The 18,117-nt window shown below is 66.0% G+C and carries 18 protein-coding genes; 5 read left to right on the top strand and 13 right to left on the bottom strand.

The genetic code is table 11. The features are described 5' to 3' along the window. Positions 1-44: 44 nt before the first annotated feature. Both HN018_RS12050 and HN018_RS12045 read left to right on the top strand, forming a co-directional pair. Positions 45-464 carry an ester cyclase gene (locus HN018_RS12050; RefSeq protein WP_171835620.1) on the top strand — a complete coding sequence of 140 codons (420 nt, stop codon included), beginning with the start codon at positions 45-47 and terminating at the stop codon, positions 462-464. Then, on the top strand, positions 461-799 hold the full coding sequence (locus HN018_RS12045) for a DoxX family protein (RefSeq protein WP_171835619.1): 339 nt from the start codon (positions 461-463) through the stop codon (positions 797-799). Before HN018_RS12050 ends, HN018_RS12045 begins: the two co-directional genes overlap by 4 nt. Positions 800-882: 83 nt before the next feature. On the opposite strand, the gene HN018_RS12040 is transcribed toward HN018_RS12045, so the two are convergent. Then, positions 883-1,797 carry a LysR family transcriptional regulator gene (locus tag HN018_RS12040; protein WP_171835618.1) on the bottom strand — a complete coding sequence of 305 codons (915 nt, stop codon included), beginning with the start codon at positions 1,795-1,797 and terminating at the stop codon, positions 883-885. Positions 1,798-1,894: 97 nt separating this feature from the next. Here HN018_RS12040 and HN018_RS12035 point away from each other — a divergent pair, with 97 nt between their 5' ends. Continuing rightward, the gene (locus HN018_RS12035) at positions 1,895-2,722 is read left to right on the top strand and encodes an SDR family oxidoreductase (protein ID WP_171835617.1); all 828 of its coding nucleotides are present in this window, start codon (positions 1,895-1,897) and stop codon (positions 2,720-2,722) included. Positions 2,723-2,800: 78 nt separating this feature from the next. Here the strand turns inward: HN018_RS12035 and HN018_RS12030 are convergent, their stop codons facing one another. From HN018_RS12030 to HN018_RS29105, 9 genes are all read right to left on the bottom strand, one after another. After that, a complete protein-coding gene (locus HN018_RS12030; protein WP_239478629.1) occupies positions 2,801-4,576 on the bottom strand; it encodes a dipeptide ABC transporter ATP-binding protein in 1,776 nt (591 codons plus the stop codon). Then, a complete protein-coding gene (locus tag HN018_RS12025; RefSeq protein WP_239478628.1) occupies positions 4,573-5,442 on the bottom strand; it encodes an ABC transporter permease in 870 nt (289 codons plus the stop codon). The genes HN018_RS12030 and HN018_RS12025 overlap by 4 nt, the downstream gene beginning before the upstream one ends. Beyond that, entirely contained in the window at positions 5,435-6,388 is a 954-nt protein-coding gene (locus HN018_RS12020; protein ID WP_171835616.1) for an ABC transporter permease, read from the bottom strand. Before HN018_RS12020 ends, HN018_RS12025 begins: the two co-directional genes overlap by 8 nt. After that, on the bottom strand, positions 6,372-8,006 hold the full coding sequence (locus HN018_RS12015; protein ID WP_171835615.1) for a peptide ABC transporter substrate-binding protein: 1,635 nt from the start codon (positions 8,004-8,006) through the stop codon (positions 6,372-6,374). The genes HN018_RS12020 and HN018_RS12015 overlap by 17 nt, the downstream gene beginning before the upstream one ends. Positions 8,007-8,090: 84 nt before the next feature. Further along, on the bottom strand, positions 8,091-8,690 hold the full coding sequence (locus HN018_RS12010) for a uracil-DNA glycosylase family protein (RefSeq protein ID WP_239478626.1): 600 nt from the start codon (positions 8,688-8,690) through the stop codon (positions 8,091-8,093). Beyond that, a complete protein-coding gene (locus HN018_RS12005) occupies positions 8,687-9,382 on the bottom strand; it encodes an NAD-dependent deacylase (protein ID WP_171835613.1) in 696 nt (231 codons plus the stop codon). The genes HN018_RS12010 and HN018_RS12005 overlap by 4 nt, the downstream gene beginning before the upstream one ends. A gap of 10 nt (positions 9,383-9,392) precedes the next feature. Then, on the bottom strand, positions 9,393-9,920 hold the full coding sequence (locus HN018_RS12000) for a hypothetical protein (protein WP_171835612.1): 528 nt from the start codon (positions 9,918-9,920) through the stop codon (positions 9,393-9,395). After that, positions 9,907-10,449 (bottom strand): RNA 2',3'-cyclic phosphodiesterase, encoded by a 543-nt coding sequence (gene thpR / locus HN018_RS11995; RefSeq protein ID WP_171835611.1) that lies wholly within the window; start codon positions 10,447-10,449, stop codon positions 9,907-9,909. Before thpR ends, HN018_RS12000 begins: the two co-directional genes overlap by 14 nt. An 8-nt stretch (positions 10,450-10,457) precedes the next feature. Then, on the bottom strand, positions 10,458-10,583 hold the full coding sequence (locus tag HN018_RS29105; RefSeq protein ID WP_275433962.1) for a hypothetical protein: 126 nt from the start codon (positions 10,581-10,583) through the stop codon (positions 10,458-10,460). 307 nt (positions 10,584-10,890) lie between these two features. Here HN018_RS29105 and HN018_RS11990 point away from each other — a divergent pair, with 307 nt between their 5' ends. Beyond that, the gene (locus tag HN018_RS11990) at positions 10,891-11,670 is read left to right on the top strand and encodes a Bax inhibitor-1/YccA family protein (protein WP_171835609.1); all 780 of its coding nucleotides are present in this window, start codon (positions 10,891-10,893) and stop codon (positions 11,668-11,670) included. A gap of 386 nt (positions 11,671-12,056) precedes the next feature. On the opposite strand, the gene HN018_RS11985 is transcribed toward HN018_RS11990, so the two are convergent. The 3 genes from HN018_RS11985 to tssH form a co-directional block, all read right to left on the bottom strand. Further along, the gene (locus HN018_RS11985; RefSeq protein ID WP_239478624.1) at positions 12,057-12,776 is read right to left on the bottom strand and encodes a CarD family transcriptional regulator; all 720 of its coding nucleotides are present in this window, start codon (positions 12,774-12,776) and stop codon (positions 12,057-12,059) included. Positions 12,777-13,627: 851 nt separating this feature from the next. After that, positions 13,628-14,104, bottom strand: coding sequence for an Hcp family type VI secretion system effector (locus HN018_RS11980; protein ID WP_171835608.1), 477 nt, complete (start codon positions 14,102-14,104; stop codon positions 13,628-13,630). 22 nt (positions 14,105-14,126) lie between these two features. After that, positions 14,127-16,787, bottom strand: a complete 2,661-nt coding sequence (gene tssH, locus HN018_RS11975) for a type VI secretion system ATPase TssH (RefSeq protein ID WP_171835607.1) — start codon at positions 16,785-16,787, stop codon at positions 14,127-14,129. 164 nt (positions 16,788-16,951) lie between these two features. On the opposite strand from tssH, the gene tssA reads away from it, so the two are divergent. Next, a complete protein-coding gene (tssA, locus tag HN018_RS11970; RefSeq protein ID WP_171835606.1) occupies positions 16,952-18,064 on the top strand; it encodes a type VI secretion system protein TssA in 1,113 nt (370 codons plus the stop codon). Positions 18,065-18,117 lie beyond the last annotated feature (53 nt).

The following is an 18,117-nucleotide window of genomic DNA, read 5'->3' as shown; positions in this document are numbered from 1 at the left end:
ACACGATACGATTATGTATCATCTTTTAGCCCGGGAGGTCTATCATGCGCAATCACGTCGATCTGGCCCATCTGTTCGCCGACATCATGAACAGCCACGACGCCCGCCGCTTCGACGCGCTCGTTTCGGAAGCGTACGTGCAACATAATCCCGGCGTAGGACCCGGTCGCGCCGGCCTGGTCGCCTTCATGGGGCACTGGTTCGAAACCCTCTCCGACACCCACGTCACGGTGGAGGATGCTTTCTCCGGCGGCGACCGCGTAGTCGGACGCTTCACCTATCGCGCTCGCCATACCGGGCCATTCGTCGGCGTGCCGGCGTCCGGTGCTGACATCACCATGCGTTCGATCGATATCTGGTGGGTCGAGAACGGTCGGTTCGTCGAGCACTGGGACGAACTCAACCTCCTGGACGTGTTTCAGCAGATGGGCGCGATCCCGATGCCGGGCGGCGCGGCGCAATGACCATCGCCCTGTTCATGAACGGCATCACGATGCTTGCGTTCACCGGTGCCGGCCTGGCCAATCTCTTCGATGTCGGCGGCGTCGAAGCGGATTTTCGGCGATGGGGCTATCCCAGGGGATGGCGTTTGCTGACCGCAGGTCTGGAACTCCTGGGCGCGGCGGCGCTGTTGCTTCCGTCCACACGCAACATCGCGCTCGTCGGGCTCGCAGCGCTGATCCTCGCCGCGCTCGCCACGCTCCTGAAAATGCGGGAGCGCCTCTCGCATCTCGCCCCGGCGGTGGGCTTTCTCGGGATGATCCTGGTGGATGCCGCACTCCTTCATGCCGGAGCCTAGCAGGGCGTCCGACTGACGGAGCGTCGCGAACGGATCGGTCTTCACGCCCGCCACCGCCGACTGTCCAATCCCGGCAACCCCTGTTAGCCGGGCTGATACCCGGCGTCTCGCTCACATCCCTTGAGCACGTCGATAAAAGCGCGCAGCGCCGACGGCAGGTGCCGGTTGCCGGGGTAGTAGAGTGCGAGCCCGGGCGACGGCGGACACCATGCATCGAGCACGCGCACGAGCGTTCCAGCCTCAAGCGCATCGGCCGCGAACGGTTCGGCGATATAGGCGATCCCAAGTCCCTGCTGCGCCGCCGCTACCATGAGGTCGCCATCGTCGAGCGTCAGCGCGCCCGGCGCATCGATCGTGAGTTCCTCGCCATGAAGGCTGAACTCCCAGCGATACCTCTTTCCGCTTGGCAGGCGCTGGCGGATGCAACGATGCTGGCGAAGATCGTCGGGCGTCGACAGCGGCGGCGCGGCGGCGAGATAATCCGGTGACGCGACCGCGACGAACCGGATGTCGCCACCAAAGGGCACCGCGACCATGTCCTGTGGGACCGCATCGAGAAGTCTCAGCCCGGCGTCGAAACCTTCCGCCACGATATCGACCAGGCGGCCCTCCGTGACGATGTCGAGTTCCACCGCCGGGTGGCGAGCGAGAAGGCGAGGCACGACGCGTTCGAGCAGCAGCAGGGCCGCGCGTGACGTCGCATTGATGCGCAACCGGCCTGCCGGCTCGCCACGAGCCACTGCGAGACCATCAAGAGCTTTATCGAGATCGTGCAGGATCGGGTGGAGCCGGTCGAGCAGCTGTGCGCCGGCGTCGGTCGGTGACACGCTTCGTGTCGTGCGGTGAAGCAGCCGGACCCCAAGCGAGCGTTCGAGCCCGATCAACGTGTGGCTTAGCGCGGAGCGGGAGATGCCGAGGATGGCCGCCGCCCGTCCGAAGTGGCGATGGGTCGCGACCGCGGCGAAGGCTTCAAGATCGCGGAGCGAGGGCCGTGCCATTGGTATGAAATCCGCACTGGGTCAGTCAAGCTTGTCCATCTTATCGCACCAATCCGAAACCGCCATGTCTCCGTGCACAGACCAGCGGAGGATTTCCATGGCACGGACTTGGTTCATCACAGGCGCTTCCTCGGGCTTGGGGCGGGAGATGGCGCAGCAGCTACTGGCGCGCGGCGACAGGGTAGCCGGCACGTCGCGCAGACCCGAGGCAAACGACGATCTGGCACGCGAACATGGGGACAGGTTCGTCAGCCTGACGCTTGACGTCACCGACGTGGCTGCGATCCGCGCCGTCACCGATGAAGCGTTCCGCGGCCTCGGGCGCGTCGATGTCATCGTGAGCAATGCCGGCTATGGCCTTGTCGGCGCGTCGGAGGAGTTGGCGGACGCTGACATAGACCGGCAGATCGCAACGAACCTTACCGGCTCGATCCAGCTTATCCGCGCATCCCTCCCGCATCTACGTGCACAGAAAGGCGGCCGGATCATGCAGGTCTCGTCCGCAGGCGGCCAAATGGCGTTTCCCTACTTCAGCCTCTACCACGCGACCAAGTGGGGTATTGAAGGCTTCGTCGAGGCGGTGGCGCAAGAAGTGGGCGTTTTCGGAATCGACTTCATCATCGCCGAACCCGGTCCGACAGCGACCGGCTTTCGTGCAGGACTGGTTCATGCTCCGAAGATGAATGCATACGACGCAACGCCGGCAGACGAGGTGCGGCGAGCGATCGAGACCGGCAGTTTCGTGCTGACCGGCGACGCGGCAAAGACCGCCGCCGCCATGATTGCGGCGTGCGACAGCAACAAACCCGATTTGCGACTGGTGCTGGGGAGCGGCGCCTATACGCCGATCGTCGACTCGCTTCGCCGCCGGCTGGTGGAAGCGGAGGCACAGCGCGAGATCGCCTTCTCGGCCGATCGCGACTAAGCCTTCAGCGCGTCCACCGCCCGTCGGGATTCCCCTCGAAGAAATGCGGTAGTCACGCGCCGTAGGTCCGGTGCAAGCCTACCGTTTCGCTCCCTGCAGACGCGGCGCCGTGGCGATCAGCGCCGCGCTATACTCGTCCCGCGGTGCCGCAATCAACGCAGCCGTATCGGCCAACTCGACGATCCGGCCCTGCTTCAGCACCGCGATCCGATCGGCGAGCCAGCTCACCGCCGCAAGATCGTGGCTGATGATCACGTAGGCCACATGTTCGCTGCGGCTGAGATCGCGCAGCAGCGTCAACAGCATCGCCTGCGTCGACACATCGAGCGCCGAGGTCGGTTCGTCCAGCACGATGATTTCCGGACGCGCCGCCAGCGCCCGCGCAACCGCGACGCGCTGCGCCTGTCCACCGGAAATCTGGTGCGGATACCGCGTCGCCAGCGAGCGATCGAGGCCGACCTTGTCGAGCAGCCCGGCCACCTCCCGGTCGAGCCGCACGCGATCCCGGATGCCGCCGAGCCTTAACGGCTCCGCCAGCGTTTCGCGTATACGCAAACGTGGGTTCAAGGACTCCCGCGGGTCCTGGAACACGACCTGGATGCGCCGCCGCGCCCGGCGCCGATCCACCACCGGCAGGTCGGCCACCACCTGTCCGTCGAGCAGGATGCGTCCCTCGAACCGCAGCATGTGCAGGATCGCCCGCCCCAGCGTCGACTTGCCCGAGCCGCTCTCGCCCACGATGCCCAGGCACTCACCGCGCCGCAGCGTCAACGAAACGTCCTGCAGCGACGGCGGCGCACCGGCATACCTCACGCTGACGTTCTGCAGCTCCAGCAACGGCGCCAGATCCGCACGCATCTCCGGCGCCGGCGCATGCCCGGCGGCAAGCACCGGAACCGGTTGCGGGAACAGGCAGGCCGCCGCCTCGTCTTCATCCCCGATCGCCGGTGGAAACGCGTCGTCGCAGGGTGGCCCGCGATGCCCGCACCGCGGCGCGAACCGGCAACCGGGCGGTCGCGCGGCCGGATCGGGGAGGGTGCCCGGGATACCCTGCAGCGTCGCCTGGCCAAGCCGTGGAACCGCCTTCAGCAGCGCCTGGCTGTACGGGTGGCGCGGATGCGCAAAAAACCGCCCGGCCGCGCCCCACTCGACCGCGCGCCCTGCATACAGCACGCATAACCGGTCCGCATGCGCCTCGACGATCGACAGGTCGTGGGTGATGAACAGCACCCCGAGCCGGTGCGACACCTGCAGCCGCGCCAGAAGTGCCAGGATCTGCCGCGCGACCAGCGGGTCGAGCCCGGTGGTCGGCTCGTCGGCGATCAGCACCCTCGGGTCGCAGGCCAATGCCGCCGCGATCATCACCCGCTGTCGCTGCCCGCCGGAGAACTGATGCGGATAATCGTCCAGCCGCCGCGCCGGGTCCGGCACGCCCACTTCGCCCAGCAGCTCGATCGCCCGGGCCCGCGCCTGCCGCCCGGTGCCGCCGGCATGCAGGAGATGCCCCTCCGCCACCTGCGCGCCGATCGTCATGGACGGGTTCAGCGCCGAGAGCGGGTTCTGGAACACCATGCCGATACGCCCACGCAGATCGCGCATGCGACGCTCGTCCTGCACCAGCAGGTCGACGCCCTCGAACAGCGCCCGCCCGGTCGTCGCCGCACCACGCGGCAGCAGCCGCATGGCCGCCAGCGCCGCGATCGTCTTGCCGGAGCCGCTCTCGCCGACCAGCGCGGTCATCTCGCCGGGACGGATATCGAGATCGAGTTCCTCCAGCACCTGCACGCGCCCACCGCCGCCATGCGCCGGGAGGCTGACGCCCAGCCGCTCGAGCCGAAGCAGCGGTTCGGTCAAGACGTGCGCCCCTGCCGCGCCAGCAGGCCCTGGCCGATCAGGGATGCCGACAGCAGGGACGCGAAGATCAGCAGGCCCGGCGGCAGGATCAGCCACCACGGGTCGAGCGCCACCAGTTGCAGCGCGCTTTCCAGCAGCCCGCCCCAGCTGGTCTGCGGCGGCTGCACCCCGAGCCCGAGGAACGACAGGGCCGACAGCACCAGGATCATGTCGCCCACCAGGAAGGTAAAGTTCACCACCAGCACCGGCGCCATCACCCGCAGCAGGTGCGTGGTGGCGATATGCAGGAAGCCGGCGCCCATCTGCCGCGAGGCCTGGATGAACTCGCGGTCGCGCTGCGCCAGCGTCTCGTTGCGCACCAGCCGCGCCAGTGGCGGCCAGGAAATCAGCCCGAGCAGCAGGATCAGCGACGGCGTCGCCAGCTTCAGGATCGAGGCGAAGAATATCAGCACCACGAGGCCCGGCAGCGCCAGCACCGCGTCCAGCAGCCGCATCAGCATGCTGTCCAGCCAGCGCGGCGCCAGCCCGGATCCGAGCCCGTACACCAGCCCGGCCAGGAAGGTGATCACCGCCGCGGGGATCGCGACCAGCAACGTCGAGCGCCCGGCATCGAGCAGCCGCGCCAGCGCATCACGCCCGATCTCGTCGGTGCCGAGCGGAAACGCACCCCCCGGCGAGGCCAGCGTGGAGGCCGGATGCAGCACATACGGGTCCGCGGTGTACGCCAGCGGCAGCAGGAAGCAGAGGGCGATGATCAGCAAGGCGAGCCCGATGCCGACGCCCAGAACGCCGGAGCGTCGTATGCCGACAATCCGCCCGAGCATGACCGACGCGCTGCGGCCCGACATGGCCACCACCTCAGGCATAACCGGTCCGCGGATCGAGCAGGCCGTTGATCACGTCGGCCAGCAGGTTGCCCAGAACGGTCAGCACGCCGATCACCAGCACGATGCCGACCACCACCGGATAATCCTGCGCGATGGCGGACTGCCACAGCAGCCAGCCGAGCCCGGGATAGGCGAACACGCTCTCGGTGACGATGCCGCCGGCAAAGATCGCCGGCAGCGAGAGCCCGAGGATGGTCACCAGCGGCCGCAGCGCATTGCGCAGCACGTGCCGGAGCAGGATGCGCATCGGCGACGCACCGCGCGCCAGTGCCGACCGGACATAGTCGCGCCCGAGTTCCTCGTGCACCGACTGCGCGAAGTAGCGCGACAGCGGCGCCACGGTGAACAGGGTGATGGTGATCGCCGGCAGCGCCAGGTGCGATAGGGTGGCGCCGATCGTCTGGTGGTCGAGGCGCAGATCCTCGAGCCCGCCGGCGGGAAACCAGCCGAGCCCCATCGAGAACCACAGGATCAGCAGGGTGCCGCTAAAGAAAGTCGGGATCGCGTACAACCCAAGTTCGAGTGCGCCGATCAAACGTCCGATCCTCCCCGAGTAATACACGCCGTGCGCGAGCCCGAGCGCCAGCGCGATCAGCAGGCTGGCGCCCAGCGACACCAGTTGCAGCGCCAGCGTATTGCGCTCGTACGCCAGCAGCATCTGCCCGACCGGCCGGTTATAGATGTACGACGACCCGAGTTGCCCGTGCGCCAGGCTCCACAGCCAGTTCAGGTATTGCCGCCACAGCGGCAGGTCGAGCCCGAAGCCATGGTTGAGTGCCGCCACCGCGGCCGGCTTGGCGCCCGGCCCGAGAATGGAATAGGCCGGCCCGCCCGGGGTGATGTGGATCAGCAGGAACGCGACGCTCACCAGGATCAACAGCGACAGGATCGCCGCCCGCAACCGTCGCTCAAGCGTGCGGAACATGCGTGCTCCCGGCCTGGGTGACATCCGCCGGGCACGCCAACGGTCCTGACAGCGTCAGCAGTTCCGCCGACCACATCCCGTTCGGACTGAGGAATTCCTTCACGCCGCCGATGCCGGGACGCACCAGCAGGTTCGGGGTGCCGACCGGCAGATACAGATGCGGCTGCTTCGCGACCGTATAATCCTGCACCGCATGCAGTGGTCCATCGCCGGAGCCGAACATCACGTCGCGATTGAGCGCATCCATGTGCGGATCGATGAAGTGTCCGAAATTCTCCGCACCGTCCGACGAGAAGAAGTCATGTACGTCGGGATAGCTTTCGACCGACCAGATCAAGACCGCCAAGTCCCAGTCGTGACCGTTTCCGGACATCGTGGCCAGCAGCTGGTTGAAGCCGACCAGCTGGATCGAGACATCCATGCCGACTGCGCGCAGATCGCGCTGCATCACCTGCGCCTGCAATATTCCCGCAACGCTTTCGGACGAGGTCATGATGGTAAAGGCGAGGCGGCGGCCACCCTTGGTCATGACGCCGTCCGCTCCCGGCTTCCAGCCATCCGACTGCAGCAACGCCCGTGCGGCAGCCGGATCGAACGACAGTTCGGGATATCCGGCATGGGCCGCATCCGACTGCATGTCGAACATCGACGGCGGCACCGGGCCGTGGTCGATCGCGGCCTGCCCATGAAACACCAGGTCGATGATCTCCTTCTGGTCGATACCGCGCGCGATCGCCCGCCGAACCGCGTCGTCTGCGAGAAACGGCGCATTGTGCGAACGGAAATTGAAATAGCCATCGCCATACGCGAAGTTCGGCGTCAGGTGGACCGTCTCGAAGCCCGGCAGCCGGTCCATCATGCCGGAGAGGAGGAACGGGATGTTGGCGATGTCGAGGCCGCCGGACCGCAGTTCCTCCAGCGCCGTGGTGCCGTTCGGAAAGGCGAAGATCAGTCGCTTGATGCTGGGATGCCTGCCGCCATAGAGCGGGTTCGGCTCCATGACGATGTGTCGGCCGAGCGCGTAGCTCTTCAGCAGGAACGCGCCGTCGGATACCGCGAACAGCGTCGGATCGGTCTGGCGACGACGCATCTCGACCAGGCTCATGCCTTCGAAAACGTGTTTCGGAAGCGGGAAGAACAAGTTTCCCATGCCCATCGAGATGAACCAGCGCGGGTTCACCTTGCGGGTCATCCGCAACAGTACCTGGTGCGACGACAGCGCTGTGGCATTCGCCACCAGCGTCGGCATTCCGCCGGTGCCGTAATACGCGTAGCCGGCGCCGAGCCGGCGGATCAAATCGAGGGTGAACAGCAAATCGCCCGAGGTGATCGGCACCCCATCGGACCAGCGCCAGTTATGCAGGGTGACCACGAAGCTCAGCCCATCGTCCGGAGTGGTGACGTTCGCTGCGAGACTGCGCTCCCAGTCCGGCTTGCCGTGCCGGTCGATCCACACCAGCGGCTTGAACATCTGCTCGATGACCTCGTGCGCCCCGAGCGCCGTCGTGAGCATCGGGTTGAACGAGGTGATCGTCGCCGAGCTTCCCGAGCCGACCGCCGTCGGCACGATGACAGTGCCGCAGGAAGTCGGTGGTGCGGCCCGGGAGACTGCCGGCACCACCGTCGCACTCAGTGCACAGCAGGCCGCAGCCGCGAGACGCCAGGAAGAAATCGAGACAGGCACGGTCCGGTGGTGCCAGAGCTACGTGCTCATGTCCAGGGCGCATGCCACCTCTGCCTTCAGCGCGGGAAGAACCTCGGTGGTAAACCAGGGATTGCGTCTCTCCCAGACCTCGGTGCGCCAGGACGGGTGCGGCAACGGAAAATAGCGTGGCAGGTAGGAGCGGAACTCCCGCACCCGTCCGGTCATCGGCCCGGCTCCGAGCACATGCGCCTGCGCGTATGTGCCGATCAGCAGCGTCAACCGGATGTCCGGCATCAGCGCCAGCACCCGGTCGCGCCAGATCGGCGCACATTCCGGTCGCGGCGGGCAATCGCCGCCCTGCGGCAGGCGCCCCGGATAGCACAGGCCCATCGGCATGATCGCCAGGCGGCTGCTGTCGTAGAACACCGCCTTGTCCAGCCCGAGCCAATTCCGAAGCCGGTCGCCGGATGCGTCCCAGAACGAGATGCCCTTCTCGTGCACCTTGGTTCCCGGCGCCTGGCTCGCGATCAGCACCCGCGCCGTCGCGGACACATGCAAGATCGGCCTCGGCCCGAGCGGCAGATGCGGCGCGCACACGCGGCAGGCCCTGACCTCGGCGACCAGCCGCGCGAGCGTCTCCTCCGGCGTATCGGTCACCGCGCCAGCAGCTCGTCGACAAAGGCCGGGACCAGCTTCGTCGCCGGCCCGGCCAGGCTGTCGTCGAACTGCGTCCATCCGTCGGATGGTTCCAGGTTGAGCTCGACCGTGCGTGCATGACCCGACGCCATCTGCACGAAGCCAGCCGCCGGATAGACCGTGCCCGAGGTGCCGATCGAGACGAACAGGTCGCACGCCATCAGCGCCCGTTCGATCGCCTCCATGTGCAGCGGCATCTCGCCGAACCACACCACGTCCGGGCGCAGCCTAGGCTGTCGGCAGCTGGGGCAGGGCGTGTCAGGCTCGATCGCGCTGTTCCATTCCCGCGTAGCCGCGCAGTCGGTGCATCGCGCACGCCCGAGCTCGCCATGCATGTGCAGCAGGCGCCGGCTGCCGGCACGCTCGTGCAGGTCGTCGACATTCTGCGTCACCACCAGCAATTCGCCGTCGAACTCCGCATCGAGCCTGGCGAGCGCCGTATGTGCCGCATTGGGCATCACCGACAGCAACTGCGCCCGGCGCGCATTGTAGAATGCCTGCACCCGAGCCGGGTCGCGCACGAACGCTTCCGGGGTGGCGACATCCTCGAGCCGCACCTGCGACCAGACCCCGCCCGTATCCCGGAACGTATGCAGCCCCGATTCCTGGCTGATCCCGGCACCGGTCAGGATCACGACGCGCTTTGGTCCCATGGCAGGCAGGCTATGGCTCGTCGGTCGGCGCCGGGTTCTCGCCGACCGTGAAGATGACGATCCGCTGCCCGGCATGCGCGAAATAGAGCGAGCACGGCACCAGCGCACCGTCGGTCATCGGCTGGGTGGCCGACGTCAGGTCGAACTGCGCCATGACCGGCTGCGACTTGCCGTGCAACGACGGCGGCAGGTCCAGGCCGTTCTGCGGCGTGTGGCTGGTGTCCGGGTCCTGCTGGCGCGCCTGTGCGGCCTGCTGCTGCGACAGGGTCGGCGCCTGGATGTCGCCATGCAGGGTGCCGTTGCGCAGCGCCACCCGGCCGATCGCCGGGCATTCCACCCGGATCAACCGGTCGGGCGAGCCACCCAGGTTGATGATCCGCGTGTTCAGCATCGCCGCCGAATGCGCCGGGTCGCCCTGTCCCCAGGAGGGGCCGATCTGCACCGGCCCCGAGACCTGGCTGACCGCGCGAGCTGACCCGATACCGGCCAGCGCCATGAACAGGACCGTGACAGCGGTAAAACCTCTAGACGAGTTCATAGTCGACCTCCGCTGTATAGACCGGCCGGTCAGGCCCCGGCTGGGAGCTGAACAGCGTAAAGTTGTCGATGGTAACGCTGTCGGTCCGCAGCAGGTTATGCGCCTGCATCCAGCCGGCAAGTACCGGGTCCGGCACCCGGTCGACCCGCGCGAGCGATACATGCGGCTGGAACCGGCGCCGCTCCGGTGCGATGCCGACCCGCTGCAGCGCCGTCTCGATCTTGCAGCGCAGATGGTCGAGCGGCTCGCTCCGCGCGACGCCGGCCCACAGCGTCGAGGCACCGCGTGATCCGGCCGACATGAAAACGCCGGTCTGCTGCAGCGCCAGGTCGAACCTTCGGCCACGCAGACTTCGGAGCGCGTAGTCGACTTCGTCCGCGACATCCGGACGGGTCTCGCCGATGAAGCGCAGGGTCAGGTGGATGTCGTCGGGCGCCACCCACCGGGCGCCGGGCAGGCTGCCATAGAGCCCGGCCAGCGTCTCGCGCAGGCTCCTTGGCAGATCGATGGCGACGAACAGCCGCACCATGGCCGTGCCTAGCGTGCGCGCCGCGGCCGGGAGAACAGCAGCACGACTGCGGCCAGGATCGCCAGCATGACCCCGGTGCGGGTCGAGGCGGGCCGGGACGGTCGCGCGGCGCCCGGGATGGGCCGTCTCTGCATCCGCGCCAGGATAGTCTTTTCGCGTTGAGTAGGCGCGCTGGGCATGCCTGGACCGATCGCCTCCCCGACTCGCACGCCTATCTGCAGCTTGGCGCCTGGGAAGGCCTGGCCCGACATTGTGCACCAGGACGGTGCCCGCCGGCCTGCCGCTGGTCAACGCCCGTTTGGATGACGTCTAGCGGATGCTGCGTGAGGACGAGTTTCGTGTCAGTATCTTGCTGACAACCGCTTATCCTTGACCTGCATCACGGAACCTCCAACATACGTGGAGCTACCCGGGATCACCCGATGGCACAGGAATTCACACATGGCGTTCGTTCCCGACTATCGCACCACCTCTCGCGCCGCTGGCGCGGGCGCCCAGTCCGGGGCCGTGGATCTCGGGCTGCGTGCCTATATGCTGCGCGTCTACAACTGGATGACCTCCGGCCTGGTCCTCACCGGCCTGGTGGCCTACGGCATTGCCCATAGCTCGCTGGCCGGCTTGTTCCACCAGCTGGTCATGACCCAGTCCGGGACCATGGTCATGAAGCCGACCATGCTTGGCATCGTGTCGATCTTCCTGCCGCTGGCCTTCGTGCTGGTGCTGAGCTTCGGCGTGAACAAGCTGTCCAAGACCGCGGCGCAGACGCTGTTCTGGGCGTTCTGCGCGGCGATGGGCATCAGCCTGACCAACATCTTCTATGTCTATACCGACATGTCGATCGTGCGGGTGTTCTTCATCACCGCCGCCACCTTCGGCGCAATGAGCCTCTACGGCTACACGACCAAGGCGGACCTGACCAAGCTCGGCTCGTTCCTGATCATGGGCGTGTTCGGCATCCTGATCGCGATGCTGGTCAACATGTTCCTGCACAGCGCCGCGCTGTATCTCGCAGTGAGCATTCTCGGCGTGCTGATCTTTACCGGCCTGACCGCGTTCGATACGCAGCGGATCAAGTGGAACTACCTGCAGTTCGCGAACTACGAGGGCGCGGACGGTGCGGCAAAGCGCAGTGTCTACGACGCGCTGACCCTGTATCTGAACTTCATCAACCTGTTCACCTTCCTGCTGCAGCTCACCGGCACTCGCAGCAGCAGCAACTGATCGACCTGCCCTTATCGAGCCTGCCCGATCCCCGGCCTCACAAGGCCGGGGATTTTCGTATGCGGGTCGTGCTGCCCAGCTTCCGGCATGATACCTCACCGGGCTCCCGTCGACGGGGCGAGGTTGGTCCGAGGCCCATACGGGCTTGCTACCGGAGCGGCCAGGTCGGGTTGAAGATTTCGGACGAGCGCCGCGGCGGGCTCGAGCGATCGGTGGCTATGTCCACCGCTGCCGAGGCAGGCCGTTCGGCCAGCGACTATGCAGCCTGCATCCGCTCACCAAGGCATGCTGATTGCGGTGCGATACGGACGAGCTGATCAGTCCCCACCAGCACGTACGAAAGCCCGGCCAGCATTGCTGGCCGGGCTTTCCCATCGGCGATTTGATCAGGCGATGGTCTTGAGATAGTCCGACAGCTTGGCCGCAGCCGCGTTCTTGTCGATCTGCTCCAGCGCGCCGAGCTCGGCCGCCAGCCGGTCCATTGCCGCCTCGTAGATCTGCCGCTCGGAGAAGCTCTGATCCGGCTGACCCGCATTGCGGTGCAGGTCGCGCACAACCTCGGCGATCGCCAGCGGGTCGCCCGAGTTGATCTTCGCCTCGTATTCCTGCGCCCGGCGTGACCACATGGTGCGCTTGATGCGGGCACGGCCCTTAAGAATCGTCAGCGCCTCGTCGAACAGCTTGCGGGTTGCCAGCTTGCGCAGGCCGGCACTTTTTGCTTTCGCCACCGGGACGCGCAGCGTCATCCGGTTCTCTTCGAACGTGATATGGATCAGCTCGAGCTTATGGCCGGCGATTTCTTCCGTCGCAATCCGCTCGACCTTGCCGACGCCATGGGTCGGATACACCACATGATCGCCCTCGACGAACGGTTCGTCCTCCTTGGGCTTCCGCACCGGCGCCGGACGGGCCTTGCTGTCTTCGGCGGCATCGGCTGCCACGGGAGGGACCAACGTCGGCTCCACGCCAACCTGTTCAGCACCAGCCTGTTCGGCTACTGGTTGTTCGTCTAATGGTTGCTCGGCTATGGACTGTTCGACCACCGCCTGTTCGACCGCGGTCTGGTCAACGTCGTTGGTCGCTTCGGTCTCGGTCTTTATCAGCACGTGCTTGCCGTCTCCTGATTCGGCCCAGAGGGGCGCGAAACCGCAAATGACGGGCTTCCGGATCGGTTCGATCCAGGATATCGACGCACTGGCGGTTTAAGATGTCGTTACATCCTATCACGAAAACGGCCTCTACGGAACCCTGACGGTCCGGAGGCCCCGCTCGCCGGACTCCTGCCGGCCGTCACCGGGGCAGGGACCGCTTGGCGTCACGGGCGATGCCGAGCCGATACTTGATCCAGGACCGCTTTCGGCGACCCGCACAGCGGCGCTTATTCGACCCTCTCGGGGACGGCGGGCCGAATGGCTGCTTTCCATGGCTCGATCGGCATCGAAAGGCGAATGCCGAGCCTGTGGTTTCCGCCGTCGCTATGCTCTACGGCCTCGCAGACCGTTTTCGGTCAGTACCTGCAGTGCTGCCGGATAGGCATGCGGAGAGCGCGTCGCAATGGGTGAACGCGTCCCGCGCGAGCTGAGATGCAGATGTCCACGATCTCCGGTTGAGGCTGGCGCAACCCCAAAACAGCCATAGCGTCATCGTCGCGTTGCCGATGGATGCACTCCACGGAATGGAGTAGCCGTTAACGCACCGTCCGGTTTTGCCAGGATGCCTTGCGGACCCGCATCCGCCACCGGCCACGAAACCAAAATGCGATCCGGTCCGTAGCTTCATCCCGCTCAGTCTCGCGCGCGAGCAGTTGAGTCATGGTGACCGACTGCCCGCACATGAAAGCGAGGCTCACACTCGACCACGCGCATCGCGTCTAGCCGCACGGAACACGCCGGCGAAAAACCGATCTCAACCGCGCCCATCCTTGCGGAGGGCGCAGCATCGATCAGGAATAGAGGTCTTAGGAGGTTTTCGCGGTCGCCAGGTTGTAGGTCACGGTGTCCGGATCGCCCTGCGTTCCGTCCGGCTTCATCTGCTTGGTCTTGAACTCGACCTGGGTGAAGTTGAGAGACAGGCTCTCCATCGGACGATCGCCGCTGGAGGAATGCGAATAGCCGCTGATGATGGTGTTGGTCAGGGTCAGCGTCAGGTAGATTTCCTGCTGATCCTTGTAGGTGCGGGTGAAATCGAGCTGCACCTCCTTGCCGTGACCGGAAAGCGCCTCCTGCATCAGCTTGCCGGTGGCGATGTCGTTTTCCTTGGTGACGGTGACTTCGCTGATCGACGGCGCGGACGACTCACGCTCGGACGACGAACCGACGACGCTCGAAATGCCGCGACCGACGCCCCACTGGAAGCCGTGCAACTCGATCCAGCTCGGATGCGACGTTTCTGTAACGTCTCCGTCACAACCGGGGAATTTCATATAGATTGCCATGTGTTCTCCTCTCTCGCGGGCCTTATGTCAGCGAGTAGCGAAACGAGCCCGCATTGTCCACTTCGACGAGTATCTTCTCGACTGCGATATTGTCCACCATCCGTGTCAGGACGGCAGTTGCCAGATCGGGAAGCAATGTATCGGACAGAATGCCCTCTATCGCCCGCGCCCCGGCGCTGCTTTCGGCACACCGTGCCGCAAGCAGATCGACAATCGCGCCATCGAACAACAGGTCCGCACCGAAACGATCTCGGAACCGTTTCCGGACACGCTCGAGCTGTAGAACTGCGATCCTGCGCAGCGTTTCATCGTTCAACGGAACATACGGTATTAATTTCGTCCGCCCGAGGAAAGCCGGCTTGAACACTTTAAGCAAAGGTTCATGCAGAAGGCCGGCGAGCGCCGACGACTCCGGTGCGGTTTCCGGATCCGCATACAGCTGCGCCAGCACGTCGCTGCCCGCATTCGACGTCATGATGATGACGGTGTTCTTGAAGTCGATGTCGCGGCCTTCGCCGTCCTTCATCTGGCCTTTGTCGAATACCTGGTAGAACACGTCCTGCACGCCCGGATGGGCTTTCTCCATCTCGTCCAGCAGGATGACCGAATAGGGCCGCCGGCGAACCGCCTCGGTCAGCACGCCGCCTTCGCCGTAGCCGACATAGCCTGGCGGGCTGCCCATCAGGAGGCTGACCTTATGCTCCTCCTTGAACTCGGACATGTTGATCACCGTCAGGTTCTGCTCGCCGCCATACAGCAGCTCTGCCAGCGCCAGCGCCGTCTCGGTCTTGCCGGTGCCGGACGTGCCCACCATCAGAAATACACCGATCGGCTTGCGCGGATCGGTAAGTCCGGCCCGCGACGTCCGGATCGCCTGGGCCACCGCCTGCAGCGCATGATCCTGTCCGACGATGCGTCGGCCCATCGCCGCATCGAGGTCGAGGATCGTGCGGATCTCGTCGGACTGCATGCGGCCCGTCGGGATGCCGGTCCAGGCGGCGACGATCTCGGCCACCGCCTGCGCATCAACCACCGGGAACACCAGAGGCTGCTCGCCCTGCAGCGCCTGCAGACGGGCACGCTGCTCGCCATAGTCGGCGCGCACCGCGTCCAGGTCCATCGAAGGCGCGCCGTCCCGGGCAACCGCCGGCTCCAGCATCAGGGCCCTCAGGGCGTGCAGGGAGGCCACAACCTCCCGTTCCGCCTGCCACCGGCTGGTCAGCGCCGCATGATCCAAGGACACCGCCTGGTGCTCGGCATCCAGCGCCGCCAGGCGATCGTCGTGACGCGTACCGAGTGCAGCCTCGCGGTGCAGTCCATTCCGCTCGGTATCAATCAGACCGAGCCGCCGCTCGGCGTTCTCGACCGCAGGCGGGGAGGCGGACTGGCTCATCGCCACCCGCGCGCAGGCGGTATCGAGCAGGCTGACCGCCTTGTCCGGCAACTGCCGGCTCGGGATATAGCGCGCCGACAGCCGCACGGCGGCGTCCACGGCTTCGTCCAGGATCGGGATGCCGTGATGCGCCTCCAGCGTCGCCACCAGGCCGCGAATCATCGCGATTGCGGTCGGCTCGTCGGGTTCGGCTATGGTCACCGGCTGGAATCGCCGGGTGAGGGCGGCATCCTTCTCGAAATATTTCTTGTATTCGGCCCAGGTGGTGGCTGCGATCACCCGCAATTCGCCCCGCGCCAGCGCCGGCTTCAGCAAATTGGCGGCGTCGCCCGATCCGGCACTGCCGCCGGCGCCGATCAACGTATGCGCCTCGTCGATGAACAGGATCACCGGCGACGGGCTCGCCTGTACCTCGCGGATGACCGCCTTCAGCCGGTTCTCGAACTCGCCCTTCACCCCGGCTCCGGCCTGCAGCAGCCCCAGATCGAGGGTGAGTATGCTGACATCGGCCAGGGCGGGCGGGATATCGGCCTGGGCGATCCGCAGCGCCAGTCCCTCGACCACCGCCGTCTTGCCGACGCCGGCCTCGCCGACCAGGATCGGGTTGTTCTGGCGCCGCCGGGTCAGGATATCGACCAGCTGGCGGATCTCGGCGTCACGACCGAGGATCGGGTCGATCCGGCCCTCCCTGGCCTGCGCAGTGAGGTCGATGGTGAACTGCGCGAGTGCGGGCGATGCAGCGCGTGCGGCGCCGGCAGCCACGTCGCCCGGAGGCGCGGCCGCAGCCTCACCGAGCGGTGCATCCCCCGCGGTCTCGCTGCTGTCACGGAGGATCCGGGGCAGCGCCGCACGGTCCACCGCAGTCTCGATCCGGAACAGCCGAGGCAGGGTCCTGCGCAGACCCTGTGACAGCGCTTCGTCGGCCAGCAGCGCCATCAGCAGGTCCGCCGAGCGGATCGAGGCCGCATTGCGCTCGACCGAGGCCAGTAACCAGGCTTGTTTCATCAGCGACACGATTTCCGGCGCCAGCGCCGGGGCACGTCCGTTGCCGGTCTTCATCCCGTCCAGCGTCGACTGCAGATCCGCAGTCAGCCGGCCTTCGTCGATATCAACGTGACGCAACAGCACCGGAATATCCGTGCCGGCGGTTCCTACCAGTTGCAGCAGCCAGTGCTCGATCTCGACATTGTAGTGCGTGCGGGACAGCGTCAGTCCCGCGGCTGCTTCAAGCGCCCTGCGGCACGTGCCATTCAGTCGTGCGACGAGCAGCGACAGGTCGATTGCGGCCATGCAGATCCCTGAATTGCACGGCCTTGCGGCGGCGCATACTAAACGTCATGCTTCGAGACGTTAGTTTTTCGGGGCGCATCTGTCCAGCAACGGCACTGCTGAATAGAGTATCAACGTCTGTCACCAGGAACAGCCTCAAGTTCCGTATCCGGGACCATATGAACTTGACGCCAGCTTCCACCGATCTCGCAACCTTGCTGGCCCCGTTTCCCGGCGAACAGCCAGCCGGGTCCGATCCTCGCTCCGACGTATCGCCGCAATCTCCCTATTTCCGGCTGCGTGACGCACGTGCCGATGCGCGGCAGATCGAGCGCTCGAGCGATCACGACGCGGCCGATAGCGGAATACCGCCGAGCTGGAATGCCGTGCGCGATCATGCGCTCTCCATTCTGTCATCGAACGGAAAGGATATCGAGGTTGCGGCATGGCTCGCGGAAGCGCTGGTGCGGCAGCACGGCCTCGCCGGCCTGACCGAGGGCGCCATGCTGATTGCCGGGCTGGTTCGCGAATACTGGGCGCACGGGCTGTATCCGCTGCCCGACGAGGATGGGATCGAGGGCCGGACCACGCCGCTCGCCGGCCTGAACGGCGTCGGCAGTGATGGCACCCTGATGCAGCCGCTCCGCAAGCTCGTGCTGTTCACGCACACCGACCAGAGTGCGGTGACATTGTGGCGTTTCGAGCGGGGCGAGGAGGTCGAGGGCATCGGCGAAGCCGCTAAAAAGAAACAGAAACTTGCCACCGGGGTCCTGCCGTTCCGCGAGCTCGAGGACGCAGCCCGGACGATCGGTGCTGCGCAACTGGGCGTGATCGGCCGCGAGGCACAGGTGGCGTTGCTTGCGTGGCAGGATCTGGTGGAGGCCCTGGCCGCTGTGGCAGGGACGGAAGCGCCGCCCTGCAGTCGCGTGGCCGGCGTCATCGAGAAGATCATCCGCATCGCCGAGCGATATGTGCCCGACCGTCTTGCCCAGCCCGACGAGATAGAGTCGCCCATCGCGGAAGCGCTCGCGGAGCCGGGCGACATGACGGCGGACCAGGGCACTCCGGTTCCGCACGCACCGAAGCGGCCGACACGGGAAAGCATGCTGGCGACGCTGCTCGACGTCGCAGAATTCTTTCGCACCCACGAGCCGCATTCGCCCCTGGCCTACACCCTCGAGGAGGCCGTGCGGCGTGGACGCCTCACCTGGCCCGAGCTTCTCGGCGAAGTCGTTCCGGATCCGGAGGCGCGCGCGATTATTCTATCGCAACTCGGTATCCGTCCAATTTCCGGTTGATTGTCATCCAATTATCACATGGTGCGCGCCGCCATCCCAATGGTGCAGCCTGT

The sequence above is a fragment of the Lichenicola cladoniae genome (assembly GCF_013201075.1).
Lineage (GTDB): Bacteria > Pseudomonadota > Alphaproteobacteria > Acetobacterales > Acetobacteraceae > Lichenicola > Lichenicola cladoniae.
The sequence above is the reverse complement of the archived record's forward strand: the minus strand, read 5'-3'. Positions and strand labels throughout refer to the sequence as shown.

What these genes read in the sequence shown, in the direction of transcription:
- HN018_RS12035 (WP_171835617.1), top strand. Translation starts at nt 1,895, where the DNA reads ATGGCACGGACTTGGTTCATCACAGGCGCTTCCTCGGGCTTGGGGCGG.
- thpR (WP_171835611.1), bottom strand. Translation starts at nt 10,449, where the DNA reads ATGGTGCGGCTGTTCGTCGCCATCGATCTGCCAAGGAGCCTGCGCGAG.
- HN018_RS12020 (WP_171835616.1), bottom strand. Translation starts at nt 6,388, where the DNA reads ATGTTCCGCACGCTTGAGCGACGGTTGCGGGCGGCGATCCTGTCGCTG.
- HN018_RS12000 (WP_171835612.1), bottom strand. Translation starts at nt 9,920, where the DNA reads ATGAACTCGTCTAGAGGTTTTACCGCTGTCACGGTCCTGTTCATGGCG.
- HN018_RS11990 (WP_171835609.1), top strand. Translation starts at nt 10,891, where the DNA reads ATGGCGTTCGTTCCCGACTATCGCACCACCTCTCGCGCCGCTGGCGCG.
- HN018_RS12005 (WP_171835613.1), bottom strand. Translation starts at nt 9,382, where the DNA reads ATGGGACCAAAGCGCGTCGTGATCCTGACCGGTGCCGGGATCAGCCAG.
- tssH (WP_171835607.1), bottom strand. Translation starts at nt 16,787, where the DNA reads ATGGCCGCAATCGACCTGTCGCTGCTCGTCGCACGACTGAATGGCACG.
- HN018_RS12025 (WP_239478628.1), bottom strand. Translation starts at nt 5,442, where the DNA reads ATGCCTGAGGTGGTGGCCATGTCGGGCCGCAGCGCGTCGGTCATGCTC.
- HN018_RS12050 (WP_171835620.1), top strand. Translation starts at nt 45, where the DNA reads ATGCGCAATCACGTCGATCTGGCCCATCTGTTCGCCGACATCATGAAC.
- HN018_RS29105 (WP_275433962.1), bottom strand. Translation starts at nt 10,583, where the DNA reads ATGCAGAGACGGCCCATCCCGGGCGCCGCGCGACCGTCCCGGCCCGCC.
- HN018_RS12045 (WP_171835619.1), top strand. Translation starts at nt 461, where the DNA reads ATGACCATCGCCCTGTTCATGAACGGCATCACGATGCTTGCGTTCACC.
- HN018_RS12040 (WP_171835618.1), bottom strand. Translation starts at nt 1,797, where the DNA reads ATGGCACGGCCCTCGCTCCGCGATCTTGAAGCCTTCGCCGCGGTCGCG.
- HN018_RS11980 (WP_171835608.1), bottom strand. Translation starts at nt 14,104, where the DNA reads ATGGCAATCTATATGAAATTCCCCGGTTGTGACGGAGACGTTACAGAA.